Consider the following 23,048-nt stretch of genomic DNA (forward strand, 5'->3'; position numbering starts at 1 on the left):
GCCCCGATGCATCGTCCCCCGACCCCGAAGCGCCTCCTGGTCGCGAACCGCGGCGAGATCGCGGTGCGCGTCCTGCGCGCGGCCGCCGAGCTCGCCTGGCCCACCGTCGCGGTGTTCTCCGAGGACGACGCGCGGGCCCTGCACGTCCGCCGCGCCGACGTCGCACGGCCGCTGCGCGGCGCCGGCCCGACGGCCTACCTCGACGCGGCGCAGCTGATCGGGATCGCGCGCGAGACGGGCTGCGACCTCGTCCATCCGGGCTACGGCTTCCTCTCCGAGCGCGCCGACTTCGCCGAGGCCTGCCGCGACGCCGGCCTCGGCTTCGTGGGACCGCGTCCCGAGACGCTGGCGCTGCTCGGCGACAAGACGGCGGCCCGCGACCTCGCCCGCCGGCACGACGTTCCCGTCCTGCCCGGAACCTTCGCCGCGACGACGCTCGAGGAGGCGCGGCGGTTCCGCGCCGCGCTCGGGCCCGACGACGCCCTCGTCGTGAAGGCGCGCGCCGGCGGCGGCGGCCGCGGCATGCGCGTCGTGCGGCCCGGCGACGATCTCGACGCCGCGTATCGGCGCTGCGCCTCCGAGGCGGCCGCGGCGTTCGGCGACGGTGCCCTCTACGTCGAGCGGCTGTTGCCGCGGGCGCGGCATCTCGAGGTGCAGATCGTCGGCGACGGCAGCGGCGCGGTCGTACATCTCGGCGAACGCGAGTGCAGCCTCCAGCGCCGCCACCAGAAGCTCGTCGAGGTGGCGCCGAGCCCGCGTCTCGAGGCCGTGCTCCGCGCGCGGCTCACCGACGCCGCCGTGCGCCTCGGCCGCGCGGTCGGCTACGCCGGCGTCGGCACCGTGGAGTTCCTGCTGGGCGAGCCGGGGCCGGTGTTCCTCGAGGCCAACCCGCGCCTCCAGGTCGAGCACACCGTCACCGAGATGGTGACCGGCCTCGACCTCGTGCACCTCCAGCTGCACCTCGCGGCCGGCGCCACGCTGGCGGAGCTGGGCCTCGCGCAGGACCGCGTCCCGGCGCCGCGCGGCTGCGCGGTGCAGGTGCGCGTCAACATGGAGACGCTCGACGCCGCCGGCACCGTGCGTCCGGGGGGCGGCACGATCGCGGTGTTCGAGCCGCCGAGCGGTCCCGGCCTGCGCGTCGACACCTTCGGCTACGCCGGCTACACGACGACGCCGCGCTTCGACGCGCTGCTCGCGAAGCTGATCGCACACGCCGCCGACCATGCGACGGCGGTCGCGAAGGCGCGGCGGGCGCTGCGCGAGTTCCGCGTCGAGGGCGTGCCGACGAACCTGCCGCTGCTGGAGCGCCTGCTCGCCCTGCCGGCGGTGGCGGCGGGCGCGGTCGACACCGGCTTCGTCGAGGAGCAGCTCGCGGCGCTCCTCGCGCCCGAGCCGGCGGCGCCCGCGCCGCTCTTCTTCGCGTCGGAGGCGCCGCCGCATGGCGCTGCGGGCCGCGCCGGGGCGCAGATCGACGCGGTCGATCCGCTCGCGGTGCTCGCGCACGGGAAGGGATCGACGGCCGGGGGCGCGGCCGCGCCGCCGCGGCCGTCCTCGCCGCTCGCGGACGTGCCGCCGCTCGGGCCCGACGAGGTGTGCGTCGTCGCGCCGTTGCAGGGCACCGTGGTGACGGTCGACGTCGCGGTGGGCGACGCCGTCGCCGCCGGGCACGCGCTGCTGGTCATGGAGGCGATGAAGATGGAGCACGTCGTCGCCGCGCCGGCCGGCGGCGTCGTGCGCCGCCTGGGCGCGGCGGCGGGCGACACGGTGCGGGAGAGGCACCCGCTCGTCGTGCTCGCGGCCCGGGACGTCGCCGTCGCCGCCGGGGCGGTGGCGGTGACGGTCGATCTGGATCACGTCCGGCCCGACCTGGCCGAGGTGCACGCGCGCCACGCCGTCGGCCTCGACGCCGCGCGGCCCGAGGCCGTGGCGCGCCGGCACGCGAAGGGCCAGCGCACGGCGCGCGAGAACGTCGACGACCTGTGCGATCCCGGCTCGTTCGTCGAGTACGGCGCGCTCGCCCTCGCGGCGCAGCGCCGCCGCCGCACGCTCGACGACCTCGTCGCGCGCACGCCGGCCGACGGCCTCGTGTGCGGCGTCGGCCGCGTGAACGGCGACCGCTTCTCGCCGGAGCGCGCACGCTGCGCCGTGCTGGCCTACGACTACACCGTGCTCGCCGGGACGCAGGGCCTGCAGAACCACCGCAAGAAGGACCGCCTCTTCGCGCTCGCCCACGAGCAGCGCCTGCCGGTCGTCTTCTTCACCGAGGGCGGCGGCGGCCGGCCGGGCGACACCGACGGCGCAGGCGTCGCGGGGCTCGATTGCCTCGCGTTCCGCTCCTTCGGGCGGCTGTCGGGGCTGGTGCCGCTGGTCGGCGTCAACGCCGGCCGCTGCTTCGCCGGCAACGCCGCGCTGCTCGGCTGCTGCGACGTCGTCATCGCCACCGAGGACTCGAGCATCGGCATGGGCGGCCCGGCCATGATCGAGGGCGGCGGGCTCGGCGTCTTCCACCCCGACGAGGTCGGGCCGATGCGCGTGCAGCGCGCGAACGGGGTGGTCGACGTGGCCGTGCGCGACGAGGCGGAGGGCGTGCGGGTCGCGAAGCAGTACCTGTCGTACTTCCAGGGGCCGGTCGCGGACTGGTCGTGCGCGGATCAGCGGCGCCTGCGGACGGCGATCCCGGAGAACCGCCTGCGCGTCTACGACGTGCGCAGCGTGATCGAGACGCTCGCCGACACCGGCTCGGTGCTCGAGCTGCGCCGCGGCTTCGGCGCCGGCATGGTGACCGCGCTCGCGCGCGTCGAGGGGCGGCCCCTCGGCATCGTCGCCAACGACCCGATGCACCTGGCGGGCGCCATCGACCCCGACGCCGCCGACAAGGCGGCGCGCTTCCTGCAGCTCTGCGACGCCTTCGACGTGCCGCTCCTCTTCCTCTGCGACACGCCGGGCATCATGGTCGGCCCCGAGGTCGAGAAGCGCGCCATGGTGCGGCACGCCGCGCGCCTGTTCGTCGTCGGCGCCAGCCTCTCGGTGCCGTTCTGCACCATCGTGCTGCGCAAGGGCTACGGGCTCGGCGCGCAGGCGATGGCAGGCGGCAGCTTCCACGCGCCGGTGCTCACGGTCGCGTGGCCGACCGGCGAGTTCGGCGGCATGGGCCTCGAGGGCGCGGTGAAGCTCGGCTTCCGCAAGGAGCTGGCCGCGGTCGAGGACCCGGCGGCGCGCCGCCGCCTCTTCGACGACATGGTCGCGCGCATGTACGAGATCGGGAAGGGCGTGAACATGGCGTCGCACTTCGAGATCGACGACGTCATCGATCCGATCGACTCGCGCCGGGTGGTGGCGAGCGCGCTCCACCAGGGGCCGCCGCCCGCGCCGCGGACGGGCAAGAAGCGGCCCTGCGTCGACACGTGGTGAGCCGCGCACCTCGCATCGACGGGGACGGAGCGACGGCGGGGCGGCAACCGGTCCCGCGCCGCCGGCGCTGCGGGCGTCAGAACGTCTTCAGGTACTCGATGACGGCGCGGCGCTCGTCGGCCGTGAAGTGGTCGCCGAACGGATGGCCGGCGTTCGACTGGCTCCAGTACGTCGTGTCGTAGACGTACTTGCGCTCCGCCGCCGGCGCCGCCGCCTGCGGCACCTCGCTCGCGACCCACGGCCAGCCGAGGGCGTCCTCGTCGAAGTGGCGGCTGTCCTGGTCGACGCGCCGCCAGTACGCCGGCCGCGCGCGACTGTTCAGCACCAGCTCGACCGTCGGCACGGAGCCATTGTGGAAGAACGGCGCCGTCGCCCAGATGCCGTCGAGCGGCGGGGCCATGTAGCCGGCGAAGGGGTCGTCCGGGACCATGCGCGTGACGCCGCCGTAGAACGAGCCGTTGTACCAGGCGACCAGCTCGGGCGAGTGCACGGTGCCGGCCTCGGCGACGGCGGGGTCGGTGCCGATGGCGTCGAGCGGGAAGAGCAGGTTCGGATAGCTCTCGTGCTCGTCGCTGTCGGCGTAGGTGCCGTGGCAGATGGCGCAGTCGCGCTCGAAGAGCGGCTTGCCCTTCGCCGCCAGCGCCGTGTCGATCGCGCGCGGATAGGCCGGCGCGCGCAGCGAGGCGACGTAGGCCTGGATGTGGCGGAACTGCTCGTCGACCTGCTGCGCGCGGGCGACGTCGTCGACGCAGACCGAGGTGGCGAGCGCCATCGTGCCGCGATGATCGCCGCGCGCCATGCCGTTGTAGAAGAGCGCGTTCTTCTTGTGCACGCGCCACCACGGCGGCGGGTCCGAGGTGAGGCGCGGATCGGCGAGCGGCTGGCCCTGGTGATCGCGCGGCGTCAGCGGCGCGAGCGGCTCGTCGCTCCAGGCGAGGGTGTCGCGGTCGTGGTGCACCATCAGGATGACGGCGAACAGCTCGGCCGGGTTCATGCCGACGGTGCGCATCCTGGTGAGCCCGCTCAGCGCCGCGCCGCGGCCGGCGATCTTCTGGAGCTGCGCGCGCTCGGCGTCGTCGAGGCCGAGCAGGTCCATGAACGCGTCGGTCAGGTCGATGCCGGTGGCGGCGCCGCCGGCGCCGGCGGTGAAGTCGGCGGTCGCGTTGCCGAGGCCGAGGTGGAACGTGCCGTCGAACTCGCTGCCGTGACACATGAGGCAGTTGGCGGCGACGACGCGGGCGCCGCTGTCGGGCGCCTCGAAGACGTTGAGGAAGTAGGGCAGGGCGGCGTTGTCGCCGGGGCGGCCGGGGATGCGGGGCGCGTCGGCCGCGTTGCCGTAGCTGCCGGCGATGATCTCGGGCGTCAGCTCCCACACCTTGTACGGAATGCCGCAGGTCATGTAGTCGCCGCCGAGGAGCAGGTCGCGGCCGAGCGCCGGATCGCCCGTCTCCTGCGGCTCGGCCGCGAGCCGCACGCCGGTCTTCTGCGCGCAGGCGTTCGGGCTGCCGATCTTGCAGCAGGGCCGGCAGGCCTTGCGGGCAGCGCGGCACTCGGCCGTCGCGGTGCGGTGCGTGCGCTTGGCGGTCTTGCGGCAGTCGCGATCGGCGCAGGCGGCGCGCGCGCTCTTGAAGGCCGTGCGCGCGAACCCGGCGCAGTTCCTCTCGAGCGTGGTGCACGCTTTCACGCACGGCTTGGCCGCGGCGGCAGCGGGCCAGGCCACGAGGGCCGCCAGCATCACGAAGCCGAGGCACAGGCTGCGCCATGCCGCGGCGCCGTTCCGACGATCGCGCATCCGTCTCTCCCCTCGCCCGGAACGCCGGGCCCGGCGCAGCCAATCCCATCGCCCGCCGGGGTGTCAAACTCCGCCGCCCCGCCGCGCCCCCGCCGGCGGCCTTGTCACGCCGTGTCATGCGATTTCGTTCGCCCGTGACCGGAGGCGTCGGTTATGAGCCCCGCATGCGGCGCTCGCTCATCCTCGCCGTCGCGGGTCTCGTGCTCGCGACGTCTGCGCCCGTGCTCGAGGCGGCCACCGCCCGACGCCGGCTCGACGCCTACGCGCTCGCCTCCGCCGAGAGCATGCGGCTGCGCGCGATGCAGGTGCGCGGCGGCGACGTCGCCGTCGGCCAGGGCCGTCTCATCGTGCGCGGCGGTCTCGACGCGGCGGGACGGCAGCTCGTGGCTCCGGCGGTGCGGATCGCCGGCGCGGCGACGTGCGCCGCGGTGCTCGGCGACGACGTGCAGGGCGCGATTGGCACGTGCCCGCGCGCCGGCGACGCCCCCGGCAACCTCGTTCCGGCGCTGGCGGAGGCCTGCACGCTGCCCGGGACGGCGGCCGCGTGCGATGCGGCGCGGCCCGTGGTGGTGCAGGGCGGCGCCGCGCGCACGCTGGCGCCGGGGCGCTTCGGCAACGTCGTGGTGCGCGGCGCCGGCAGCACGCTGTCGCTCGCGGCGGGGCGTTACGTGGTCTGCGACCTGAAGGCGCTGCGCGGCACGACGGTGCGCGCGCTCGGCCCGGTCGAGCTCGTCGTCGCCGGCCGCCTCACCGTCAACGCCGTGGTCGGGCCGACGCCGGGCGTGGCGCTGTCGCCGGACGACGTGCGCCTCCATCTCGCCGGTCCGAAGGCACGGCTGCGCCGCGGCGCCGACGTGCGCGCACGCGTGTGCGCGCCGGCGACGCGGGTGACGCTGGCGCGGGCCGTGCTGCGCGGCAGCCTCGTCGCCCAGCGCATCGCCGCGGTGCGCAGCACCGTCGAGGCGCCCTACGCCGAGGAGCGCGCGGCGTGCAGTCAGCGCAGCCGCCTGCGCCACGCCTACTTCGGCGACCTCCACGTGCACACCGCGCTGTCGTTCGACGCGCAGGCGTTCGACGTGCGCACGACGCCCGCCGACGCCTACCGCTTCGCGCAGGGCGACCCGGTATCGCTGCCGCCGCTCGACCCGATGGGCAACGGCACGCAGACGATCGCGATCGACCGCCCGCTCGACTTCGCCGCGGTGACCGACCACTCCGAGTTCCTCGGCGAGGTCGCGCTGTGCACGACGCCGGGCTCGCCGGTCTACGACTCGGCGAGCTGTCAGGCCTACCGCGTCGGCGGCAACGACGGCACGACCCACTTCGGCGTGCGCGTGGCGCTGAGCCCGCCCGCGCGCCTGCCCGACGTCTGCGGGCCGGACAACGCGCTCTGCCTCACCCAGGGCGACTCGGTCTGGGGCCGCATCCAAGAGGCGGCCGCCGACGCCTACGACCGCAGCGACGCCTGCGCCTTCACGAGCTTCGTCGGCTACGAGTACACCGGCTCGCGGCTCGTCAGCACGCTCCACCGCAACGTCATCTTCCGCAACGACCGCGTGCCGTACCCGACCTCGGTGTTCGAGGCGCCGACGGCGAACGAGCTGTGGACGCAGCTCGCCGACACCTGTCAGGGCGGCGGCGTCGGCTGCGACGCGCTCGTCGTTCCGCACAACGCCAACGAGAGCAACGGCAAGATGTTCCTGCTCGAGTACCCGGGGGCGGCGGGCTTCGAGGACGAGCGCACGCAGGCGGCGCTGCGCAGCTCGATGGAGCCGCTCTTCGAGGTCTACCAGCACAAGGGCAGCTCGGAGTGCTTCAACGGCATCGGCGGCATCGTCGGCGCGTCCGACGAGCAGTGCGAGTTCGAGAAGCGCCGCTACGACGCCCCGCCCGACTGCGGCGACGGCACCGGCATCGGCGGCACCATCACCAGCGGCTGTCTCTCGCGCCGCGACTTCCTGCGCGGCGCGCTGCTGGAGGGCATGCGCGAGCAGCAGCGCATCGGCGTGAACCCGCTGCGGCTCGGCGTCGTGGCCAGCACCGACACGCACAACGGCACGCCCGGCGCCGTCTCCGAGGACGGCTTCATCGGCCATCGCGGCACCGACGACGGCACGCCCGCGACGCTGCTCGGCAACGGGCAATTCTACCCCGGCGGCTGGCGCTTCAGCCCGGGCGGCCTCGTCGGCGTATGGGCCGAGGAGAACGCGCGCCCGGCGCTCTTCGACGCGCTCCGCCGGCGCGAGACGTTCGGCACGAGCGGCCCGCGCATCGCCGTGCGGCTCTTCGGCGGCTGGGACCTGCCCGCCGGCCTGTGCAGCGATCCGGCGATGCTCGAGGTCGCCTACGCGCAGGGCGTGCCGATGGGCGGCTCGCTCGGCGCGGGCCCGGGCGGCGCGCCACGCCTGCTCGTCTCGGCGCTGGCCGACGCGGGCACGCCGGCGCAGCCCGGACTGCCGCTCCAGCGCATCCAGATCGTCAAGGGCTGGGTCGCCGGCGGCCAGTCGCACCAGCGGGTGTACGACGTCGCCGGCGATCCGAACAACGGCGCCAGCGTCGACCCCGGCACGTGCGCGACGTCGGGGGCGGGCTTCAGCTCGCTCTGTACCGTGTGGACCGACCCCGACTTCGATCCCACCGCGCCGGCCTTCTACTACGCGCGCGTGCTCGAGAACCCGCGCTGCCGCTGGCACACGGTCGGCTGCAACGCGCTGCCGCCGGCGGAGCGGCCGGCGTCGTGCAGCGATCCGGCCGTGCCGCGCACGGTGCAGGAGCGGGCCTGGACCTCGCCGGTGTGGTACGAGCCCGTCACCTGAGGTCGACGTTCCTGCGCGAGCCGCTCGTGCACTTCGTGGTGCTCGGGACGGCCCTCTTCCTCCTCTACGACCGGGTGGCCCCGGCGCCGGTGCGCGAGATCGTCGTGCCCGCTTCGCTGGTGCAGGGGCTCGTGCGCGACGCCGAGCGCCGCACCGGCAGGACGCCGACGCCCGCCGAGGCCGACGCGATGGTCGAGCGTTGGATCGACGACGAGGTCCGCTACCGCGAGGCCCTCGACCTCGGGCTCGACCGCGGCGACCTCATCGTGCGCCGCCGGCTCGTCCAGAAGATGGACTTCCTGCTCGAGGGCAGCACGCCGCTGCCGCTGCCGACCACGTCCGAGCTCGAGGCCTGGCTGGCGGCGCATCCCGAGCGCTGGGCGACGCCCGACCGGGTCACGATCGAGCACGTCTTCGCCGCGCATCGGCCCGCCGGCGACGAGGCGGCGCGCGCGGCCGTGTGGCTGCCGGCGCTCGCCGACGGAACGCCGCCCGGCACGCTCGGCGATCCCTTCCTGCACGGCGGCACGCTCGCCGCCCGCTCGCAGGACGAGCTCGCGAACCTCTTCGGCGCCGAGTTCGCCGACGCGGTGCTGGCGCTGCCGGTGGGTCCGTGGCAGGGCCCCATCCCGTCGCGCTACGGCGCGCACGCGGTGCGGGTGACGGTGCGCCGGCCCGGCGCAGTGCCGCCGCTCGACGCGATCCGCGACCGCGTCGCGCGCGACTGGCGCGCCGCCCGGCGCGAGGCGCTCGACGCGCAGGCGCTGGCGGATCTGCGCGCGCGCTGGCCCGTGCGCCGCGAGGCGGCGCCGTGAGCCGTCACGCGCTCGTCGCCGCGCTCGCGGGGCTGCTGCTCCCGGTCGTCGCCATGCCGCACTCGTTCGAGCCGGCGCTGCTGGCGCTGCGCGAGGTGGGCGGGGGGCTGTTCGACGTGGTGTGGAAGAGCCCGATGCCGCGGGGCGCGGACGACCCGATCGGCGGGCTCACGCCCGTCCTGCCCGCGCACTGCCGCACGCTGGCGGACCCCGGCGCGCCGGCGGAGCCCGAGACGGAGAGCGTCGAGGTCGCGCGCTTCTTCCGCGTCGACTGCGGCGCCGCCGGGCTGGCGGGGGCGGAGGTCGCCGTCGAGGGGCTGCCGGGCAGCCGCGTCGACGTGCTCGTGCGCGTCACCTGGGCCGACGGCCGCGTCTCGCTCGGCTCGCTGCGCAGCGGGGCGGAGACCCTCGTCGTGCCCGGCGTCGCCGGCGGCGAGCCGGTCGCCGCGCTGTTCGCGCGCTACGTGCGCCTCGGGGTGGAGCACATCGCCGAGGGCATCGACCACCTGCTCTTCGTGCTCGTGCTGGTGCTGCTCGTCGACCGCACGCGCGCGCTCGTCGCCACCGTCACCGCGTTCACGCTCGCCCACACGCTGACGCTGGCGCTGGCCGTGCTGGGGATCGTGGCGGTGCCGCCGGCGCCGGTCGAGGCGGCGATCGCGCTCAGTATCGTGCTGGTGGCGGCGGAGGTCGCGCGCGGCACCGCGACGGCGCCGTCGCTGGCCCGCCGGTATCCGTGGGTGATCGCCTTCGCCTTCGGCCTCCTGCACGGGCTCGGCTTCGCCGGGGCGCTGCGCGAGGTGGGCGTGCCCGCCGACGGCGTGGCGCTCGCGCTCGTGGGCTTCAACCTCGGCGTCGAGCTGGGGCAGCTCGCGTTCGTCGTCCTGCTGCTGCCGCTGCGGGCGGCGCTGCGCCGCGCGCCGGTCGTGGTGCAGCGACTGCCGGCCTACGCCGTCGGGACGCTCGCCGTGATGTGGACGCTCGAGCGGGTGGCGGCGTTCTGGCGCCCGCCCGCCGGCTGATCACGACCCGGGGCGGGCGGGAAACTTCGCCAGCAGGTCGGCGACCGCACGGTCGATCAGGTCCGGCTGCACGCGGCCCTCGAGGATGGCGGTGGCGCGGCCCCGCCAGGCGACGCGTTTGCTCGCGGCGTCGATGGCGCGCAGGACCAGCTGCCCCTCCTGGTAGCCCATGAACGCTTCGCCCATGTCCTCGGAGCCGCCGTCGGCGCGATAGGTGAGGTAGTCTCGGAACGACGACGTCGAGGCGACGTCGCGCGAGACGTCGTAGACCATGATGAAGTCCGGGCGCTCGCCGTACACCGACTCGCGGTAGCCGCGCGCGGCGAGGTTCTGGGCCACGTCCTGGCGCACGCGCCAGTCGAGCAGCGCCTCGTCGGTGCCGGCGTCGGGCCGGGACTCGAGCGCGCCGCGCCACCAGGCCCACGTCCGGTAGGTCGACATGTCGACCCACGGCAGCGTCTCCGCGCTGATCTGGACGCGGGTCGGGCCCTTCGGCGCGAAGCCGCAGGCCGCGAGGCCGAGGAGCAGGACGAGCACGGTCGCGAAGCGCGGACTTGGCATGTGCGGGGTCGCTATCGGAACCGGGGGCGTCGCGAAAGGGGTGCGGCCGCCCGGGTGAAACGCCCGTTTGGGAGCGTACGCACGGCGTCGATGCGGCGGCGAGGGGACGACGCGGCTTCGAGTCGGAACCGAGTGATTTTTCCTTGCCCCCGGACGCCGGCGGATGGGACACAGCAGACCTCGTGGCGCTCGCTCGCCGCACCGCTTCCCCGGGGGGAACCGGGGGGCACCCAAGGGAGGGTCCTCAGTGAAGTCCTGCACGCATCGCTCGTTCCTCGCCATCGCAGGTGCCGCGCTCGTCGGCGTCGCGCTGCCCGCTCTGGCCGCCGCCACCACCTGGGGTGTGCCCGGCGACGGCTCCAACACCTGTACGGTCGTGACGCCGAGCTGCAACACGATCGCCGCCGCGGTCACCGCGTCGACGGCCGGCGACACCATCCAGCTCGCCGCGGGCGCGCACGCCGTGCCGGCGACGGTGATCCTCAACAAGACGCTGACGATCACCGGCGCCGGGCAGGGTGCGACGCTGGTCCAGCCGTCGGCGGGGGTGATCGCCTTCTCGGCGCGCGCCGACGACCTCGTGTTGAGCGACTTCACGATCGAGAACGGCGCCACCGGCGTGTCGTTCCAGAGCGTGACGAGCAGCGGCACCGAGATCCGCCGCGTCACCTTCACGGGCCAGACCTCGCGCGGCATCGACTTCTCGCTCGGCGCGGCGACGCCGGTGAGCAACGTGAGCGTCGACGACTGCACGTTCGCGACCAACGCGATCGGCATCCGCATGTCGTCGGCGAGCCAGATCGCGAACCTGTCGGTGACCGACAGCCAGTTCACCGGCAACACCTTCGGCATCTACGGCGCCAACGACGGCAACACCTCGACGCTGACCGGCCTCACGGTGACGGGGACGACGTTCACGAACCCGGCGAGCTACGCGATCTACGTCGAGGAGCTGCGCGACGCGGCCATCGAGGAGAACACCTTCGTCGGCGGCGTGACCGCCATCGGCGTGTTCAAGTTCTACGCCAGCAACGGCCAGGCGGTCTCGAACGTCGGCATCCGCCGCAACACGTTCAGCGCCTTCACGGGCAACGCGCTCGACTTCGAGATGAACGGCATGGGTCTCGAGAACCCGCTCGCCTTCGAGGACAACGTCGTCGACAAGGACGTCGGCATCGCCGTCGTCGGGGCGGCGGTGTTCGTGCGCCTCCATCCCACGCAGCCGAACGCGGCGGTGAACCTGGTGAACAACGACATCACGCTCTCCGGCACCATCGGCCCGGTCTCGGCGGCGCACGCGATCCAGCTGCGCGGCAACGGCCCGGTGAACATCACCGGCAACGTGCTCGACGGCGGCAACGTCGGCGGCAGCGGCACCACGCCCGCCACGTCCGGCATCTTCGTCCAGTCGCGCTCGGGCAGCGTCATCATGCCGGCGACGACGGTCATCACGGCCACCTGCAACCGCATCGGCGGCTTCCGCAACGGCGTCAGCGTGTTCGACTCGTTCACCAACACGTACGGTGGGCTGACTCCGGGCGCGACGCTCACGGTCGCGAACAACCAGATCGCGGGCAACGGCGACGCGGGTGTCGTCAACGGCGCCGCGCCGGCCGGCGTCGACGCCGAGAACAACTACTGGGGCTGCGCCGCGGGTCCCGGTAATCCCGGCTGCGACACGGTCGTCGGCGACGTCGACGCCGCGCCCTTCGCCGCGACGCCGCCCGCCTGCGTCGCCTGCAACGCCGACGCGCAGTGCAACGACGGTCTCGCCTGCAACGGCGTCGAGACCTGCGATCTCGGCGGCGGCCTCTGCCTCGCCGGCACGCCGATCGCCTGCGACGACGGCAACGCCTGCACCACCGACACCTGCGTCGACCCGCTCGGCACCTGCGCCTCGGCGCCGGTGGCCGACGGCACGTCCTGCGACGACGGCGTCACCTGCTCGGTGCCCGACACCTGCCAGGCCGGCGTCTGCGAGGGCGAGCCCGACACCGACATGAGCGGCACCTGCGACCTCGACGAGGTCGGCCCGCTCACGGTGAACCGTCTCACCGCCAAGGCCCAGTCCGGCCCCGGCGGCAACGGCAAGGTGGTCGCGAAGGGCACCTTCCCGACGAGCCCGCCCGCCGACACGTTCAACACGCTCGGCCCGATCACGGTCCGCTTCCAGGCCGCGAGCGGCGCCGATCAGTCGGTGACCTTCGGCATCGGCACCTGCATCACCAAGGGCACGTCGCTGCCGAAGATCATCTGTCGCAGCGTCGACCGGAAGTCGAAGGCGCTGTTCAAGGCGGACAAGAAGGTCCCGAACCGGTTCCAGTACAAGCTCCGGCTCGGGGCGCTGCCGATGAACGGCCCGCTCCTGGGTCCGGCGACGATCACCCTGACGTACGGCCCGGGGACGGTCCGCCAGGGCACGATCACGCCGTGCGCGGCGAACAACCCGATCGTCCTCAAGTGCAAAGCGCCCTGAGCGCCTGAGCGTCGGCGGCCCCGGCCCGAACGGGCCGGGGCCGCGACGTACCCGCCCGTGCCGGCGCGCCGTCGGGGTCCGTCGCACGCGCGGTTGTAGAATCGGCGTTCGCGACGGCGCGGTGCGGGCGACGTCGCCTCCGTCCGGCGCGGCGATCCGCCGCCCCCGACGATGGCACGGGTGTTGCCTCGTGGGCAGGGTCGCACGCCGTGGCCCGCTCACCATCGGAGGAGGGAGACTCCCATGAAGGCAACCGCCCTGCTCAAGCGACAGCACCGCGAGGTCGAGCGCCTGTTCTCGGCCGCGTTGAAGGCGAAGGACGCGAAGACGCGGCGCTCCACCGTGGAGCAGATCATCGCGGCGCTCGAGCATCACACCGAGATCGAGGAGACGATCTTCTATCCGGCGGTGCGCGGGATCGGCACGCAGAAGGCCGACGATATGGTCGGCGAGGCCTATGAGGAGCACCACGTCGTCAAGCTGGTCCTGGCGGAGCTGCCGGATCTCGACGCCGACGCCGAGAACTTCGAGGCCAAGATGACGGTCCTGAAGGAACTCGTCGCCCACCATGTCGAGGAGGAAGAGGACGAGATGTTCCCGATGGCCGAGAAGCGTCTCGGCGACGAGCGCAACGCCGAACTCGGCGAGCAGATGGCCGAGCCGATCGCGGCCTGACGGCCGGCGACGGGCGAGTTCCGGGCTCGGCCGCCCGGAACCCGCCCCGGCCGTCACTTCGCCTCGAACACGTAGGGCCGTTCAGCCGCGCACCGCCGTAGGTGATCTCCCAGCATCCTCCGGTGGTCTGGAGCTGGGCCACCAGCGGCAGGGGAAGGGCAGCGCCGGCAGGCCGTCGGGCGTGCGCTTCGGTCGTCGCCAGCAGCCGCCGCTGAGGCTTCGACCCGTCCGCACCGGTCGCCGCGGCTCGCGTCCCGGGGGGCGCGGGCATACACGGACGGGCATGCGCCGCGTGCTCGCCGTCCTCGTGCTCGGGCTCGCCGCCGCGTCCCCGGCGGCGCCGCCACCCGACTGCACCACCGCCACCGGCGTCGCGAAGCTCCTCTGCGCGGACCCCACGCTGGCCGGCCTCGATCGCAGCATGGCCGAGGTGCTGCCGGAGGCGCGCGCGGCGGCGCTGCCGGGCGAGCGCGAGCGCCTCGACGAGCAGCAGCGCGCCTTCGTCGAGCGTCGCGACGCCTGCCTCACGCACGACGACCCGCCGGCGTGCGTCGCCTTCGCCTACGAGCTGCGGCTGGCCGAGCTCCGCATCCGCTACGGGCTCGTGCAGGCGTTCGGCTCGGAGACCTGGGAGTGCGGCGACGGCAGCCTCGTCCTGGTCGCCTCCTACGGCGAGGCGGGCGGCCCGGGCGGTGCGGGGCGCGGGGGAGGTCCGGCGCGGCCGGGGCCGGCCCGTGCCGCGCCGCCGGCGCCGACGGTGGCGCTCACCCGCGGCGACCGCAAGGTCGTCGCCGTGCTGCGTCCCAGCGAGCACGGCGTCCGCTACGAGGCCGAGGGCGCGATCGCCTTCTGGGTCCGCGACGCCGAGGCGACGGTGCGCTGGGCGGGGAAGCAGCTCACCTGCACGCGCGCCGGCCGCTGATCGATTTCTCGTCACGTCGCTGCCTGCCCGGCGAGCACGCGCCGCACACGGGGCGGCGAATTCGTCGCCGCGCGGCGCGCTTTGCGCTGGCACCGGGGTTGCTGGCCCTCCCCTCGTGCACAGGGCTGCCGGTCCGGGAAGGGCGCGCCAGGGGAACGGGTCCGCGTGACCGGGCTCGTGCTGACGGCGGGCGGCGCCCGCGGCGCGTATCAGGCCGGCGTCCTCAAGCGGCTGGGCGAGATCCCCGCCTTCCGCGACGGGCCGTCGCCGTTCGCGATCGTCACCGGTGCGTCCGCCGGGGCCATCAACGGGGCGATGGTCGCCGCCGGCAGCTCGGCGTTCGGCGCCACCGCGACCGAGCTGGCGGCCGTCTGGGGACGGCTCGCGTGCGAGCAGGTATTCCGCACCGACGCGCTCTCGCTCGGGCGCGGCGTCGCGGGCCTCCTCAAGGATCTCGTCCTCGGCGGCGTGCTCGGGCACACCGTCACGCACGCGCTGCTCGACGCCGCGCCGCTGCGCGCCTACCTCGGCCAGGCGCTGCCCCTCGGCGGCATCGCCGACGCGATCCGGCGCGGGCACCTGTACGCCGTCGCGATCACGGCGGCGAGCTATCACTCGGGACGCTGCTACACCTTCATCCAGGGGCGGTCCGGGCATCCGCTGTGGCGCAAGAGCCGGCGGGTGTCGTTGCCGGTCGAGCTGACGGTCGACCACGTGCTGGCGTCGGCCGCGATCCCGATGATCTTCCCACCGGTGCGGGTGAAGACGACGGCGGGCGCGCTCTGGTTCGGCGACGGCGCCATGCGCCTGGTGACGCCGTTCAGTCCCGCGATCCGCCTCGGCGCCTCGCGCGTGCTCGCGATCGGCATCCGCTCGCAGCGTGCCGCCGAGGTGCTGTCGCGCGAGGAGCTCGCGTCGGCCGAGGAGGCGGGCGCGGCGGGCTCGGAGCTGGCGTGTCCGCCGCTGGCGCAGATCTGCGGCGTCTTCCTGAACGCGATCTTCCTCGACCACCTCGACGCCGACCTCGACCATCTCCAGCGCATGAACGAGCTGATCGCGTCGTACGGCGGCGGGGGACCGCCTGCGGAGCCGGGCGCCGGACCGAGCGAGCCGATGCGGCCGGTGGAGCCGCTGGTGCTGAGCCCGTCGGAGGACCTCGCGCTGGTGGCCCAGCGCTTCGCGCACCGCATGCCGGTGCTCGTGCGCTACGTGATGGAGGGGCTCGGGACACCGGACGCGCAGAGCGCCGACCTGATGTCGTATCTCCTCTTCGACTCCGCCTACACGCGTGCGCTGATCGACATCGGCTACCGCGACGCGCACGCGCGGATCGACGAGATCGAGGCGTTCCTGCGGGCGGGGACGTCTGCGAACGGGACCATGGAACGCAAAGCGGGCTGACGGGACGGGCGGGGTGCCCGCGCCCCGTCCGCTCCCCCGCATGCGTACCCCGTGCGACGACGGGGCTTCCGCGCGCTCGCGGGCGTGCTAGCCGAAGGGCATGCGTACCACGCTCGTCGTGGCCGTGCTGGTGCTCTCGCTGGGCGCCGCGGCGCAGGCCGACGACCCACCCACCCTGAAGGAGCGGCAGCAGAACCAGCAGGAGCGCATCCGGCGCGGCGTCGAGAGCGGTGAGCTCACGCGCAAGGAGGCGCAGCGCCTGCGCCAGGGCCAACGCGAGGTCCGTGAGATGCACGAGGACGCGCGCGAAGACGGCGTCGTCACGCAGAAGGAGCGGCACGCGATCCGGCAGGAGCAGAAGACGCAGAGCGAGCGCATCTGGAAGCAGAAGCACGACGCGCAGAATCGGAACTGAGCGATCGGCGCCGGCCGCCCGACCTCGGCCGGCGCGGCGTGGCCGAGCCGTGGCCGCGACCACGATCCTCGGCGCGACGGCCGGGTGGACGACGGTCGCGGGGGCTGCTGGTGCTCGCCGGCGCCGCCGCGGTGCCCAGGCCCGAGCGGCCCGCGGCTGGACTCCCGGCGGGCGGCCCCGCATTACCATAGACATGAGGTCTCTCGACGAGGCGCCGTTCCTCGACTTCATGACGCCGGAGTTCGAGGCCGACCCGGCCGCCGCGATCGCCGCGATCCGCGCCCGGAGCTGTCTCGCACGCACGGCGATCGGCGCGCTCGTCGTCGAGCGGCGGAGCGTCGAGGCGCTCCTCGGCGATACCCGTCTGGTGAGCTCGCTGCTCCCCATCGTGCGGCTCCAGGGGCTCACCGACGGGCCGATCTTCGATCTGCTGTCGCGGGCCCTGCTGTCGGTCGACGGCGAGGACCACAGCCGCCTGCGCCGCCTGGTCAGCCGCGCCTTCACGCCGCGCTCGGTGGAGCGGCTACGGCCGTCGATGGCGGCGCTGACCGAGGAGCTCGTCGAGCGCTTCGCGCCGGCGGGACGGTGCGAGTTCATGGCCGACTTCGCCGACCACTACCCGATCCAGATGATCTGCGAGCTCCTCGGCGTGCCGCGCGAGGACTACGCGCGCTTCGGCGAGTGGGCGAACGGCCTCACCTGGGTCCTGTCGTTCGATCTCGCGAACCACATGGACGAGATCCGTGCCGCGTACGAGGGCCTCACCGGCTACCTCGAGCGTTTCATCGAAGCGCGCCGGCGGGCACCCGAGGACGACCTCGTGACCCGCCTCATCGAGGCCGAGGACGGCGGCGACCGCCTGAGCCCGCTCGAGCTGCGCAGCATGATCGGGGCGCTGCTGTTCGCCGGCTACGACACCACGCGCAACCAGCTCGGCATCGCGATGACGCTGTTCGCGCAGCACCCCGAGCAGTGGCGTCTCCTCGGCGAGCGGCCCGAGCTGGCGCCGGCGGCCGTCGACGAGGTCCTGCGCTTCCAGGGTACGGTGGCGGTGGCGCCGCGGATGACGACGGCAGAGGTGGTCGTCGGCGACTACCTCGTGCCGCCGTACACGCTGCTGACGCTGTCCACCGCGGCGGCCAACCACGATCCCGCCGCCTTCGAGCATCCCGAGCGCTTCGACGTCACCGTCCCGCGCGAGCCGCCGCTGACGTTCGGCGGGGGCGCGCACTACTGCCTCGGAGCCAACCTCGCGCGCGCCGAGATGCAGGAGGCGCTGGCCATCCTCGCGCGCCGCCTGCACGACCTGCGGATCGACGGCCCGATCGGCTGGCGGCCGCGCACGGGCATCTTCGGCCCGACGGTGGTGCCGCTGCGGTTCGTGGCGCGTTGACCCGCGGCGGGTGCGCGTCTGCGCGGCGTGCGCGCGTCCGGAATCCGCTTCCATGGGTGCGGACCCTCGTTGTCGCCGGGGCCGCACGAGCGAGCCCGCAGGCCGGCCGTGCGACCTCGCAGGGGCCATGTGCCATGGCTCATGGCGGGCGGCCGACGCGGTTCGGTTCGTTGCGTGCGTTACGCCGGATGCAGTATTGGCGACCACGAGGCGGCGATGAATGATCGGGAGGAGCCGGAATCGATCGTGCGCCTGCGCGAGGAGCGCGACGCCTATCGCCTCGAGCGCGACCTCTATCGGCGCCTCCTCGATCTGAACCGCCAGACCGAGCTCGAGCCGCTCCTGCGCGAGGCGCTCGCGCTCATCGTCGAGGTCGCCCGCGCCCGCCAGGGATATCTCGAGCTGCAGCCGGAGCATGGGCCCGGGTGGTCGATCGCCCACGGCTTCACGCCCGAGGCGGTCGACGCGGTGCGGGCGCGCGTCTCGCAGGGCATCATCGCGATGGCGCTCACGGGCGGGCGTACGATCCTCACCTCGTCGGCCCTCCGCGACGAGCGCTTCAGCGGCCGCGAGAGCGTCCTCAGCGGGCAGATCGAGGCCGTGCTGTGCGCGCCGATCGGGGAGGAGGCGCCGATGGGCGTGCTCTATCTCCAGGGGCGCGACGTCCCCGAGTCGTTCTCGGCCGAGGACCAGGAGCGGGCCGAGACGTTCGCCCGCCACTTCGCGCTGTGCGCCCACCGTCTGCTCGCCGAGCGTCGACCGGCGGAGGCCGACCCGCTGGCGCGGCTGCGCCAGACGCTGCGGCTCGAGGGCGTCGTCGGCCGCAGCGAGGCGCTCGTGGCCGTGCTCCAGCAGGCCGCGCTGCTGGCGCCGCTCGAGGTGACGATCCTGCTCACCGGCGACAACGGAACCGGCAAGACGCAGCTCGCCCGCGTCGTCCACGACAGCTCTCCGCGCGCCGGGCAGCCCTTCGTCGAGGTGAACTGCGCGGCGTTGCCGGAGACGCTGATCGAGAGCGAGCTGTTCGGGGCGCTGCCGGGAGCGCATTCGACCGCGCTGCGCCGCATCACGGGGCGCGTCGCCGCCGCCGAGCGCGGGACGCTGCTCCTCGACGAGATCGGCGAGCTGTCGCCGTCGGCGCAGGCGAAGCTGCTCCAGCTCCTGCAGTCGAAGCAGTACACCCCGCTCGGCTCGGCGCGTACCGTGCAGGCCGACGTCCGCGTCATCGCCGCGAGCAACACCGATCTCGCGGCCGCCGTCGCGAGCCGTCGTTTCCGCGAGGACCTCTTCTACCGGCTCCAGGTGATGCCGCTGCGCATGCCGTCGCTGGCCGAGCGCCTCGAGGACGTCCCCGACCTCGTGAGCGCGTTCTGCGCCACGGCGGCGCGCCGGCACGGGCTCGGGCGGATGCGGATGTCCGACGGCGCCATCCGCGCAGCCCAGGCCGCGGAATGGCCGGGTAACGTGCGCCAGCTCGCCCACGCCGTCGAGGCGGCCATGATCCGCGCCGCCGGAGAGGGCGTGCTCGAGATCCAGCGCCGCCATCTCTTCCCGCCCGCGAACGGCCGCGGCGCGGACGGCGGCCAGAGCGAGACGTTCCAGGAGGCGACGCGCCGCTTCCAGGCGCGCCTGCTGCGGGACACGCTCGAGGACACCGGCTGGAACGTCATGGAGGCGGCCCGCCGGCTCGACCTCAAGAAGTCGAACATCTACCAGATGATCAAGGCGTTCGGGCTCGGGCGCGACAAACCCTGAGCGCCGCGCCGCTTCCGCGCATGCGCCGCCGAGTCCGCGAGCGCGGACGACGGCGCTCGGTGCGCGCACACACACGAGCGCGGAGCGCTGGCACCGTGCTTGCTTCGGTGACGCCTGTGTCACGGACGCTCCGCTACCTCACCCCGGAGGACGATCAATTGCTCGGGGACCTTGGCACACGTCTCGTCTACAGCGCCGGCGACGTGCTCGTGCGCGAGGGCGCCCCCGCCACGTCGTTGTACGTGCTGCGCCGAGGCACCGTGCGGCTCGAGCGTCGCGGCCGGCAGGACGAGGCCGCGCTCGCCTGGCTCGGGCCCGCGGACGTCGTCGGCGAAGGCGCCGTGCTCGGCGCCGCCGAGGCCGCGCTGACCGCGGTCGCGGAGTCCGAGGTCCACGTCGACGTGCTCGACACCCGCGTCCTGGGCGAGGTCGTCGCGACGCGGCCCGGCTTCGCCGCGCGCTTCTTCCGCGGCGTCGCGCACGCGCTGCACGAGCGGCTCGGCAGCGTGGCGCGACGCGAGGCGTGACGGTCGGTCAGGCCGTGGCGACGACGTGCACGGTCGCGAGCGGCGTGCCGGCGGCGTAGACGAGCCCCCAGTAGTGGCCGGGGCCGAGGTGGACGTCCGCCAGGCCGACCAGCGAGACCTCGAGCTCGTTGCGGTTCGGCGTCACCGTGACGTGGACGTTCGCGGCGGGGATGTCGACGCGGTTCGCGCCCGCCGGCTCGGTCGCGATGCAGGCGAGCGGGGTCGCGTGCGGGGCGCGGTCGGGCGCCAGCAGGCCGAGCGGCACGGCGGCGGTCTTGCTCTGCGTCGCCGTGCGCGGGTCCTTGGCGCCCACGGACACCTCGAACAGCACCACCGGCACCGGCGTGCTGGCGTTCGAGAGGATGCTGCTCCAGTACTGCTCGACGGTCGTCGTCCAGAAGCCGACGCCGTCGGAGAACAGGCTCGCGGGCGAGTACCTGCGCTCCTCGATCTCGGTCCAGGCGCGGCGGCAGCGCGTCGTCGCGTCCTCGGCGACGCCCCCCCAGAAGCTCGCCAGGGCGGAGAAATAGGTTCCCGATCGGTACATCGTACGGTCTCCTCTCCGGCCTGCGTTGGTCAGGCCTCGTCCACGACGAGCGGGCCGAACCCGCTCGTCTCCGCGGCGTGCAGCGTCATCATGGCCGGCGCGAGGTAGCCGAGCCAGCGCCCGTGGTCGATGCGACGGCCCGGATCGCGTGGGGTCAGATCGCGGAAGGCGAGCGTCTTCGTGATCCGCACGGCGGTGCGGCCGGCGTCGATGGGCGTGGCGACGACCTCGCCGAGGTCGATCTCGACGCCGCCGGGCGCATGCCAGGCGACGAACTCGAAGGAGAGGCCATGGTGCAGGTCGTAGCGCGCCACGATGCGATCCGGATCCAGGTCGAAGCGCACCTTCAGGATGTTGCGGAAGCGGCCGATCGGCACCTGGAAGTCCTCGAACAGGTAGCCGGACCAGGCGCTGCCCGCGGCCTGGGCGGCGAGCGGGGCGTAGGTGCCCGGAGCGACGGCGTGGCTCGCGGCGAAGCTCGGGCTGAAGCGGCTCCAGCCGCGCGGGTCGAGGAAGGGCGCCAGCTTCGCGAGCGGCAGGCCGACCGCGATCTCGACGTCGAGATGCGAGATGCCGTGGAGCGGATCGTACGCCGCCGCGCTGTGCGTCGTGTGGATGGGCACCTGGGTCCCGCCGGTGACGGCGGCGCGTGCCGCGCGATCCACGTCGGTCATGTGGCGGACGGCGTGCGCGCCGCCGAGCGCCTCCATCGCCGAGCGCACCTGGGATTCGAAGTCGTCGGCCATGGTCGCGGTCTCCTCAGGCGCGCGTGAGCACCCACGTCGGCAGGGCGCCCAGGAAGCGCGCGTCGCGTCCGTCCGGCAGCGCCTGCGCGAGCTGCCGCCATTCGTGCTGCGCCGCGCCCACGAGGCCGTGGGCCACCCGCCGCGCATGCTCGACGCTGCCGTGCGCGTCCATGCGGGCTCGCACCCAGCGCACGTCGGCGGCACGGCGCGCCGCCCGGGGGCGGGCGAGGAACGCGAGCAGCGCCGCCCGCTCGGCGTCGTCGGCATGCCGCAGCAGGTGGATCAGCATCAGCGTGCGCTTGCCCTCGAAGATGTCGCCCTCCAGCTCCTTGCCGTACTTCCGCGGATCGCCGACCAGGTTCAAGAGATCGTCCTGGATCTGGAAGGCGGCGCCGAGGAAGAAGCCGAAGCGCACGCAGGCGTCGAGGGCGCCGGCGCGCCGGGCGCCGAGCAGCGCACCGACCCGCAGCGGGTAGACGGTCGTGTACCAGCAGGTCTTCTTGAGGACCATGTGGAGATAGTCGCCGTCCTCGAGCCACGGCGGGTTGTCGCGACGCCAGCCCAGCTCGATCGCCTGACCCTCGACGCTCTCGCGTCCCATGCGCTCCGCCTCCTCGAGGATGCGCATCGCGAGCCAGGGACCGAGCGCGCGCCGGTTGTCCATGAGGGCGCGCAGGCCGAGCAGCAGCAGCGCGTCGCCGACGTTGACCGCCACCGGCACGCCGTGGAGGACGTGCAGCGTGGGGCGTCCGCGGCGCTCGTCGCTCTCGTCCTGCACGTCGTCGTGGACGAGGAACGCGTTGTGCAGCAGCTCGAGCGCGACGGCCGAGCGGACGGCGTCCTCCGGCTGCGCACCGAACGCGCGTGCCGCCGCGATGCAGAGGCTCGGGCGCAGCATGCGGCCGCCGCGGCGGGGGTAGTCGGCGACGAGGTCGTAGAGATGGCGGCGCGGCTCGCGGCGCTCGAGGTAGTCGCAGAGCGCGACGCGGGTCACGCGGCCGTACTCCTCGAGGAGGCCGGCGACGAGATCGTCGGCGGCGGGCAGGACGGCTGCGGCCCCGGTCATGCGGGCGGCAGGCGGACGCTCACCGTGCCGACGGGCCGGCTCGTGTCCTCCTCGACGACGATGCCGTTGTACGTGCCCGCGGGCTGCTCCTGCGGGACGACGACGCGCAGCACGAGCGGCGCGCCGGGCGCGGCGGCCTCGAGCGTGATGCCCTCGAGGCGCGGCTCGCCCGGGTCCATCGCCCGCATGCCCTGCACGCACAGGCGCGTGCCGGGCGTGTGCGGCCGCAGGTCGACGGCGACCTCGGTGGGACGCGCCGCGCACAGCTCGACGCGCACGCCCGGCTCGTCGCTCGCGGCCGTCGCCGCCGCCGGCGCGGAAGCCGGCGGCGGTGTGCCGCCGCCGGTCGCGGCGAAGCCCGGCATCGTCCCCCGGGTGGCGAGCTCGACGAACTCGCCCCACACGCCGAGGAACTCCGAGGTGTACTGCGCCATGCGGCCGAGCAGCCCCTGGAGGTCGCTCGTCAGCGTCTCGGGATCGGTGCGGCGGTCGCGCAGGCCGGCGGCGGCGCGCTGGCCCTGGCGCACGTACTCGTCGATGACGCGATAGCCCAGCTCGACCGAGCGCGTGACGACGTCGTCGAGCCCGCCCCCGGGGCCGGCCTCGCCGCCGGGGCGCCCGAAGAGGCCGCTCCAGCCGCGGATCGGGGCGGTGCGTTCGGGGCGGGGGCGCTTGATGCGGTCGTCCTGGCTCACGGCAGGGTCCTCT

The 23,048-nt window shown here is 74.3% G+C and carries 18 protein-coding genes; 12 read left to right on the forward strand and 6 right to left on the reverse strand.

The features are described 5' to 3' along the window. Window positions 1-6: 6 nt before the first annotated feature. Window positions 7-3,411, forward strand: a complete 3,405-nt coding sequence (locus KIT14_11730) for an ATP-grasp domain-containing protein (GenBank protein MCW5891206.1) — start codon at window positions 7-9, stop codon at window positions 3,409-3,411. Between the two features lie 76 nt (window positions 3,412-3,487). On the opposite strand, the gene KIT14_11735 is transcribed toward KIT14_11730, so the two are convergent. After that, the gene (locus tag KIT14_11735) at window positions 3,488-5,203 is read right to left on the reverse strand and encodes a hypothetical protein (protein ID MCW5891207.1); all 1,716 of its coding nucleotides are present in this window, start codon (window positions 5,201-5,203) and stop codon (window positions 3,488-3,490) included. A gap of 164 nt (window positions 5,204-5,367) precedes the next feature. Here KIT14_11735 and KIT14_11740 point away from each other — a divergent pair, with 164 nt between their 5' ends. From KIT14_11740 to KIT14_11750, 3 genes are read left to right on the forward strand one after another with little or no spacing between them, the layout of a single operon-like run. Beyond that, window positions 5,368-8,019: a DUF3604 domain-containing protein gene (locus KIT14_11740; protein MCW5891208.1), complete on the forward strand. Its 2,652-nt coding sequence runs from the start codon at window positions 5,368-5,370 to the stop codon at window positions 8,017-8,019. Beyond that, the gene (locus KIT14_11745; protein ID MCW5891209.1) at window positions 7,998-8,834 is read left to right on the forward strand and encodes a peptidyl-prolyl cis-trans isomerase; all 837 of its coding nucleotides are present in this window, start codon (window positions 7,998-8,000) and stop codon (window positions 8,832-8,834) included. The genes KIT14_11740 and KIT14_11745 overlap by 22 nt, the downstream gene beginning before the upstream one ends. Beyond that, window positions 8,831-9,856, forward strand: a complete 1,026-nt coding sequence (locus tag KIT14_11750) for a HupE/UreJ family protein (GenBank protein ID MCW5891210.1) — start codon at window positions 8,831-8,833, stop codon at window positions 9,854-9,856. Before KIT14_11745 ends, KIT14_11750 begins: the two co-directional genes overlap by 4 nt. Here KIT14_11750 and KIT14_11755 read toward each other — a convergent pair whose 3' ends face one another. Continuing rightward, window positions 9,857-10,417, reverse strand: a complete 561-nt coding sequence (locus tag KIT14_11755) for a DUF4136 domain-containing protein (protein ID MCW5891211.1) — start codon at window positions 10,415-10,417, stop codon at window positions 9,857-9,859. A gap of 247 nt (window positions 10,418-10,664) precedes the next feature. On the opposite strand from KIT14_11755, the gene KIT14_11760 reads away from it, so the two are divergent. The 8 genes from KIT14_11760 (at window position 10,665) to KIT14_11795 (ending at window position 19,981) form a co-directional block, all read left to right on the forward strand. After that, window positions 10,665-12,893, forward strand: a complete 2,229-nt coding sequence (locus tag KIT14_11760; GenBank protein ID MCW5891212.1) for a right-handed parallel beta-helix repeat-containing protein — start codon at window positions 10,665-10,667, stop codon at window positions 12,891-12,893. A gap of 243 nt (window positions 12,894-13,136) precedes the next feature. After that, window positions 13,137-13,568: a hemerythrin domain-containing protein gene (locus KIT14_11765; GenBank protein ID MCW5891213.1), complete on the forward strand. Its 432-nt coding sequence runs from the start codon at window positions 13,137-13,139 to the stop codon at window positions 13,566-13,568. 283 nt (window positions 13,569-13,851) lie between these two features. Next, the gene (locus tag KIT14_11770) at window positions 13,852-14,490 is read left to right on the forward strand and encodes a hypothetical protein (GenBank protein ID MCW5891214.1); all 639 of its coding nucleotides are present in this window, start codon (window positions 13,852-13,854) and stop codon (window positions 14,488-14,490) included. A gap of 165 nt (window positions 14,491-14,655) precedes the next feature. Continuing rightward, on the forward strand, window positions 14,656-15,891 hold the full coding sequence (locus tag KIT14_11775) for a patatin-like phospholipase family protein (protein MCW5891215.1): 1,236 nt from the start codon (window positions 14,656-14,658) through the stop codon (window positions 15,889-15,891). Between the two features lie 100 nt (window positions 15,892-15,991). Beyond that, complete coding sequence (locus KIT14_11780; protein ID MCW5891216.1) at window positions 15,992-16,306, forward strand: hypothetical protein; 315 nt, start codon at window positions 15,992-15,994, stop codon at window positions 16,304-16,306. Window positions 16,307-16,499: 193 nt separating this feature from the next. Further along, window positions 16,500-17,699, forward strand: a complete 1,200-nt coding sequence (locus tag KIT14_11785; protein ID MCW5891217.1) for a cytochrome P450 — start codon at window positions 16,500-16,502, stop codon at window positions 17,697-17,699. A 216-nt stretch (window positions 17,700-17,915) separates the two neighbouring features. After that, on the forward strand, window positions 17,916-19,454 hold the full coding sequence (locus KIT14_11790; GenBank protein MCW5891218.1) for a sigma 54-interacting transcriptional regulator: 1,539 nt from the start codon (window positions 17,916-17,918) through the stop codon (window positions 19,452-19,454). Between the two features lie 158 nt (window positions 19,455-19,612). Beyond that, a complete protein-coding gene (locus KIT14_11795) occupies window positions 19,613-19,981 on the forward strand; it encodes a cyclic nucleotide-binding domain-containing protein (protein ID MCW5891219.1) in 369 nt (122 codons plus the stop codon). Window positions 19,982-19,988: 7 nt separating this feature from the next. Here the strand turns inward: KIT14_11795 and KIT14_11800 are convergent, their stop codons facing one another. Genes KIT14_11800 through KIT14_11815 form a run of 4 tightly spaced genes read right to left on the reverse strand, consistent with a single transcriptional unit; the run spans window position 19,989 to window position 23,035 of the window. Then, window positions 19,989-20,528 carry a hypothetical protein gene (locus KIT14_11800; protein ID MCW5891220.1) on the reverse strand — a complete coding sequence of 180 codons (540 nt, stop codon included), beginning with the start codon at window positions 20,526-20,528 and terminating at the stop codon, window positions 19,989-19,991. A gap of 29 nt (window positions 20,529-20,557) precedes the next feature. Then, on the reverse strand, window positions 20,558-21,274 hold the full coding sequence (locus tag KIT14_11805) for a hypothetical protein (GenBank protein ID MCW5891221.1): 717 nt from the start codon (window positions 21,272-21,274) through the stop codon (window positions 20,558-20,560). 13 nt (window positions 21,275-21,287) lie between these two features. Then, on the reverse strand, window positions 21,288-22,340 hold the full coding sequence (locus tag KIT14_11810; GenBank protein MCW5891222.1) for a polyprenyl synthetase family protein: 1,053 nt from the start codon (window positions 22,338-22,340) through the stop codon (window positions 21,288-21,290). After that, on the reverse strand, window positions 22,337-23,035 hold the full coding sequence (locus tag KIT14_11815) for a hypothetical protein (protein ID MCW5891223.1): 699 nt from the start codon (window positions 23,033-23,035) through the stop codon (window positions 22,337-22,339). Before KIT14_11815 ends, KIT14_11810 begins: the two co-directional genes overlap by 4 nt. Between the last annotated feature and the right edge of the window lie 13 nt (window positions 23,036-23,048).

It is taken from the genome of bacterium (genome assembly GCA_026129405.1).
Classification (GTDB): domain Bacteria; phylum Desulfobacterota; class Binatia; order DP-6; family DP-6; genus JAHCID01.

Bases quoted from the DNA above. Each gene is read 5' to 3' on its own strand.
- KIT14_11730 (MCW5891206.1), top strand. From the start codon at position 7: ATGCATCGTCCCCCGACCCCGAAGCGCCTCCTGGTCGCGAACCGCGGC.
- KIT14_11735 (MCW5891207.1), bottom strand. From the start codon at position 5,203: ATGCGCGATCGTCGGAACGGCGCCGCGGCATGGCGCAGCCTGTGCCTC.
- KIT14_11740 (MCW5891208.1), top strand. From the start codon at position 5,368: ATGCGGCGCTCGCTCATCCTCGCCGTCGCGGGTCTCGTGCTCGCGACG.
- KIT14_11755 (MCW5891211.1), bottom strand. From the start codon at position 10,417: ATGCCAAGTCCGCGCTTCGCGACCGTGCTCGTCCTGCTCCTCGGCCTC.
- KIT14_11765 (MCW5891213.1), top strand. From the start codon at position 13,137: ATGAAGGCAACCGCCCTGCTCAAGCGACAGCACCGCGAGGTCGAGCGC.
- KIT14_11770 (MCW5891214.1), top strand. From the start codon at position 13,852: ATGCGCCGCGTGCTCGCCGTCCTCGTGCTCGGGCTCGCCGCCGCGTCC.
- KIT14_11780 (MCW5891216.1), top strand. From the start codon at position 15,992: ATGCGTACCACGCTCGTCGTGGCCGTGCTGGTGCTCTCGCTGGGCGCC.
- KIT14_11785 (MCW5891217.1), top strand. From the start codon at position 16,500: ATGAGGTCTCTCGACGAGGCGCCGTTCCTCGACTTCATGACGCCGGAG.
- KIT14_11790 (MCW5891218.1), top strand. From the start codon at position 17,916: ATGAATGATCGGGAGGAGCCGGAATCGATCGTGCGCCTGCGCGAGGAG.
- KIT14_11800 (MCW5891220.1), bottom strand. From the start codon at position 20,528: ATGTACCGATCGGGAACCTATTTCTCCGCCCTGGCGAGCTTCTGGGGG.
- KIT14_11805 (MCW5891221.1), bottom strand. From the start codon at position 21,274: ATGGCCGACGACTTCGAATCCCAGGTGCGCTCGGCGATGGAGGCGCTC.
- KIT14_11810 (MCW5891222.1), bottom strand. From the start codon at position 22,340: ATGACCGGGGCCGCAGCCGTCCTGCCCGCCGCCGACGATCTCGTCGCC.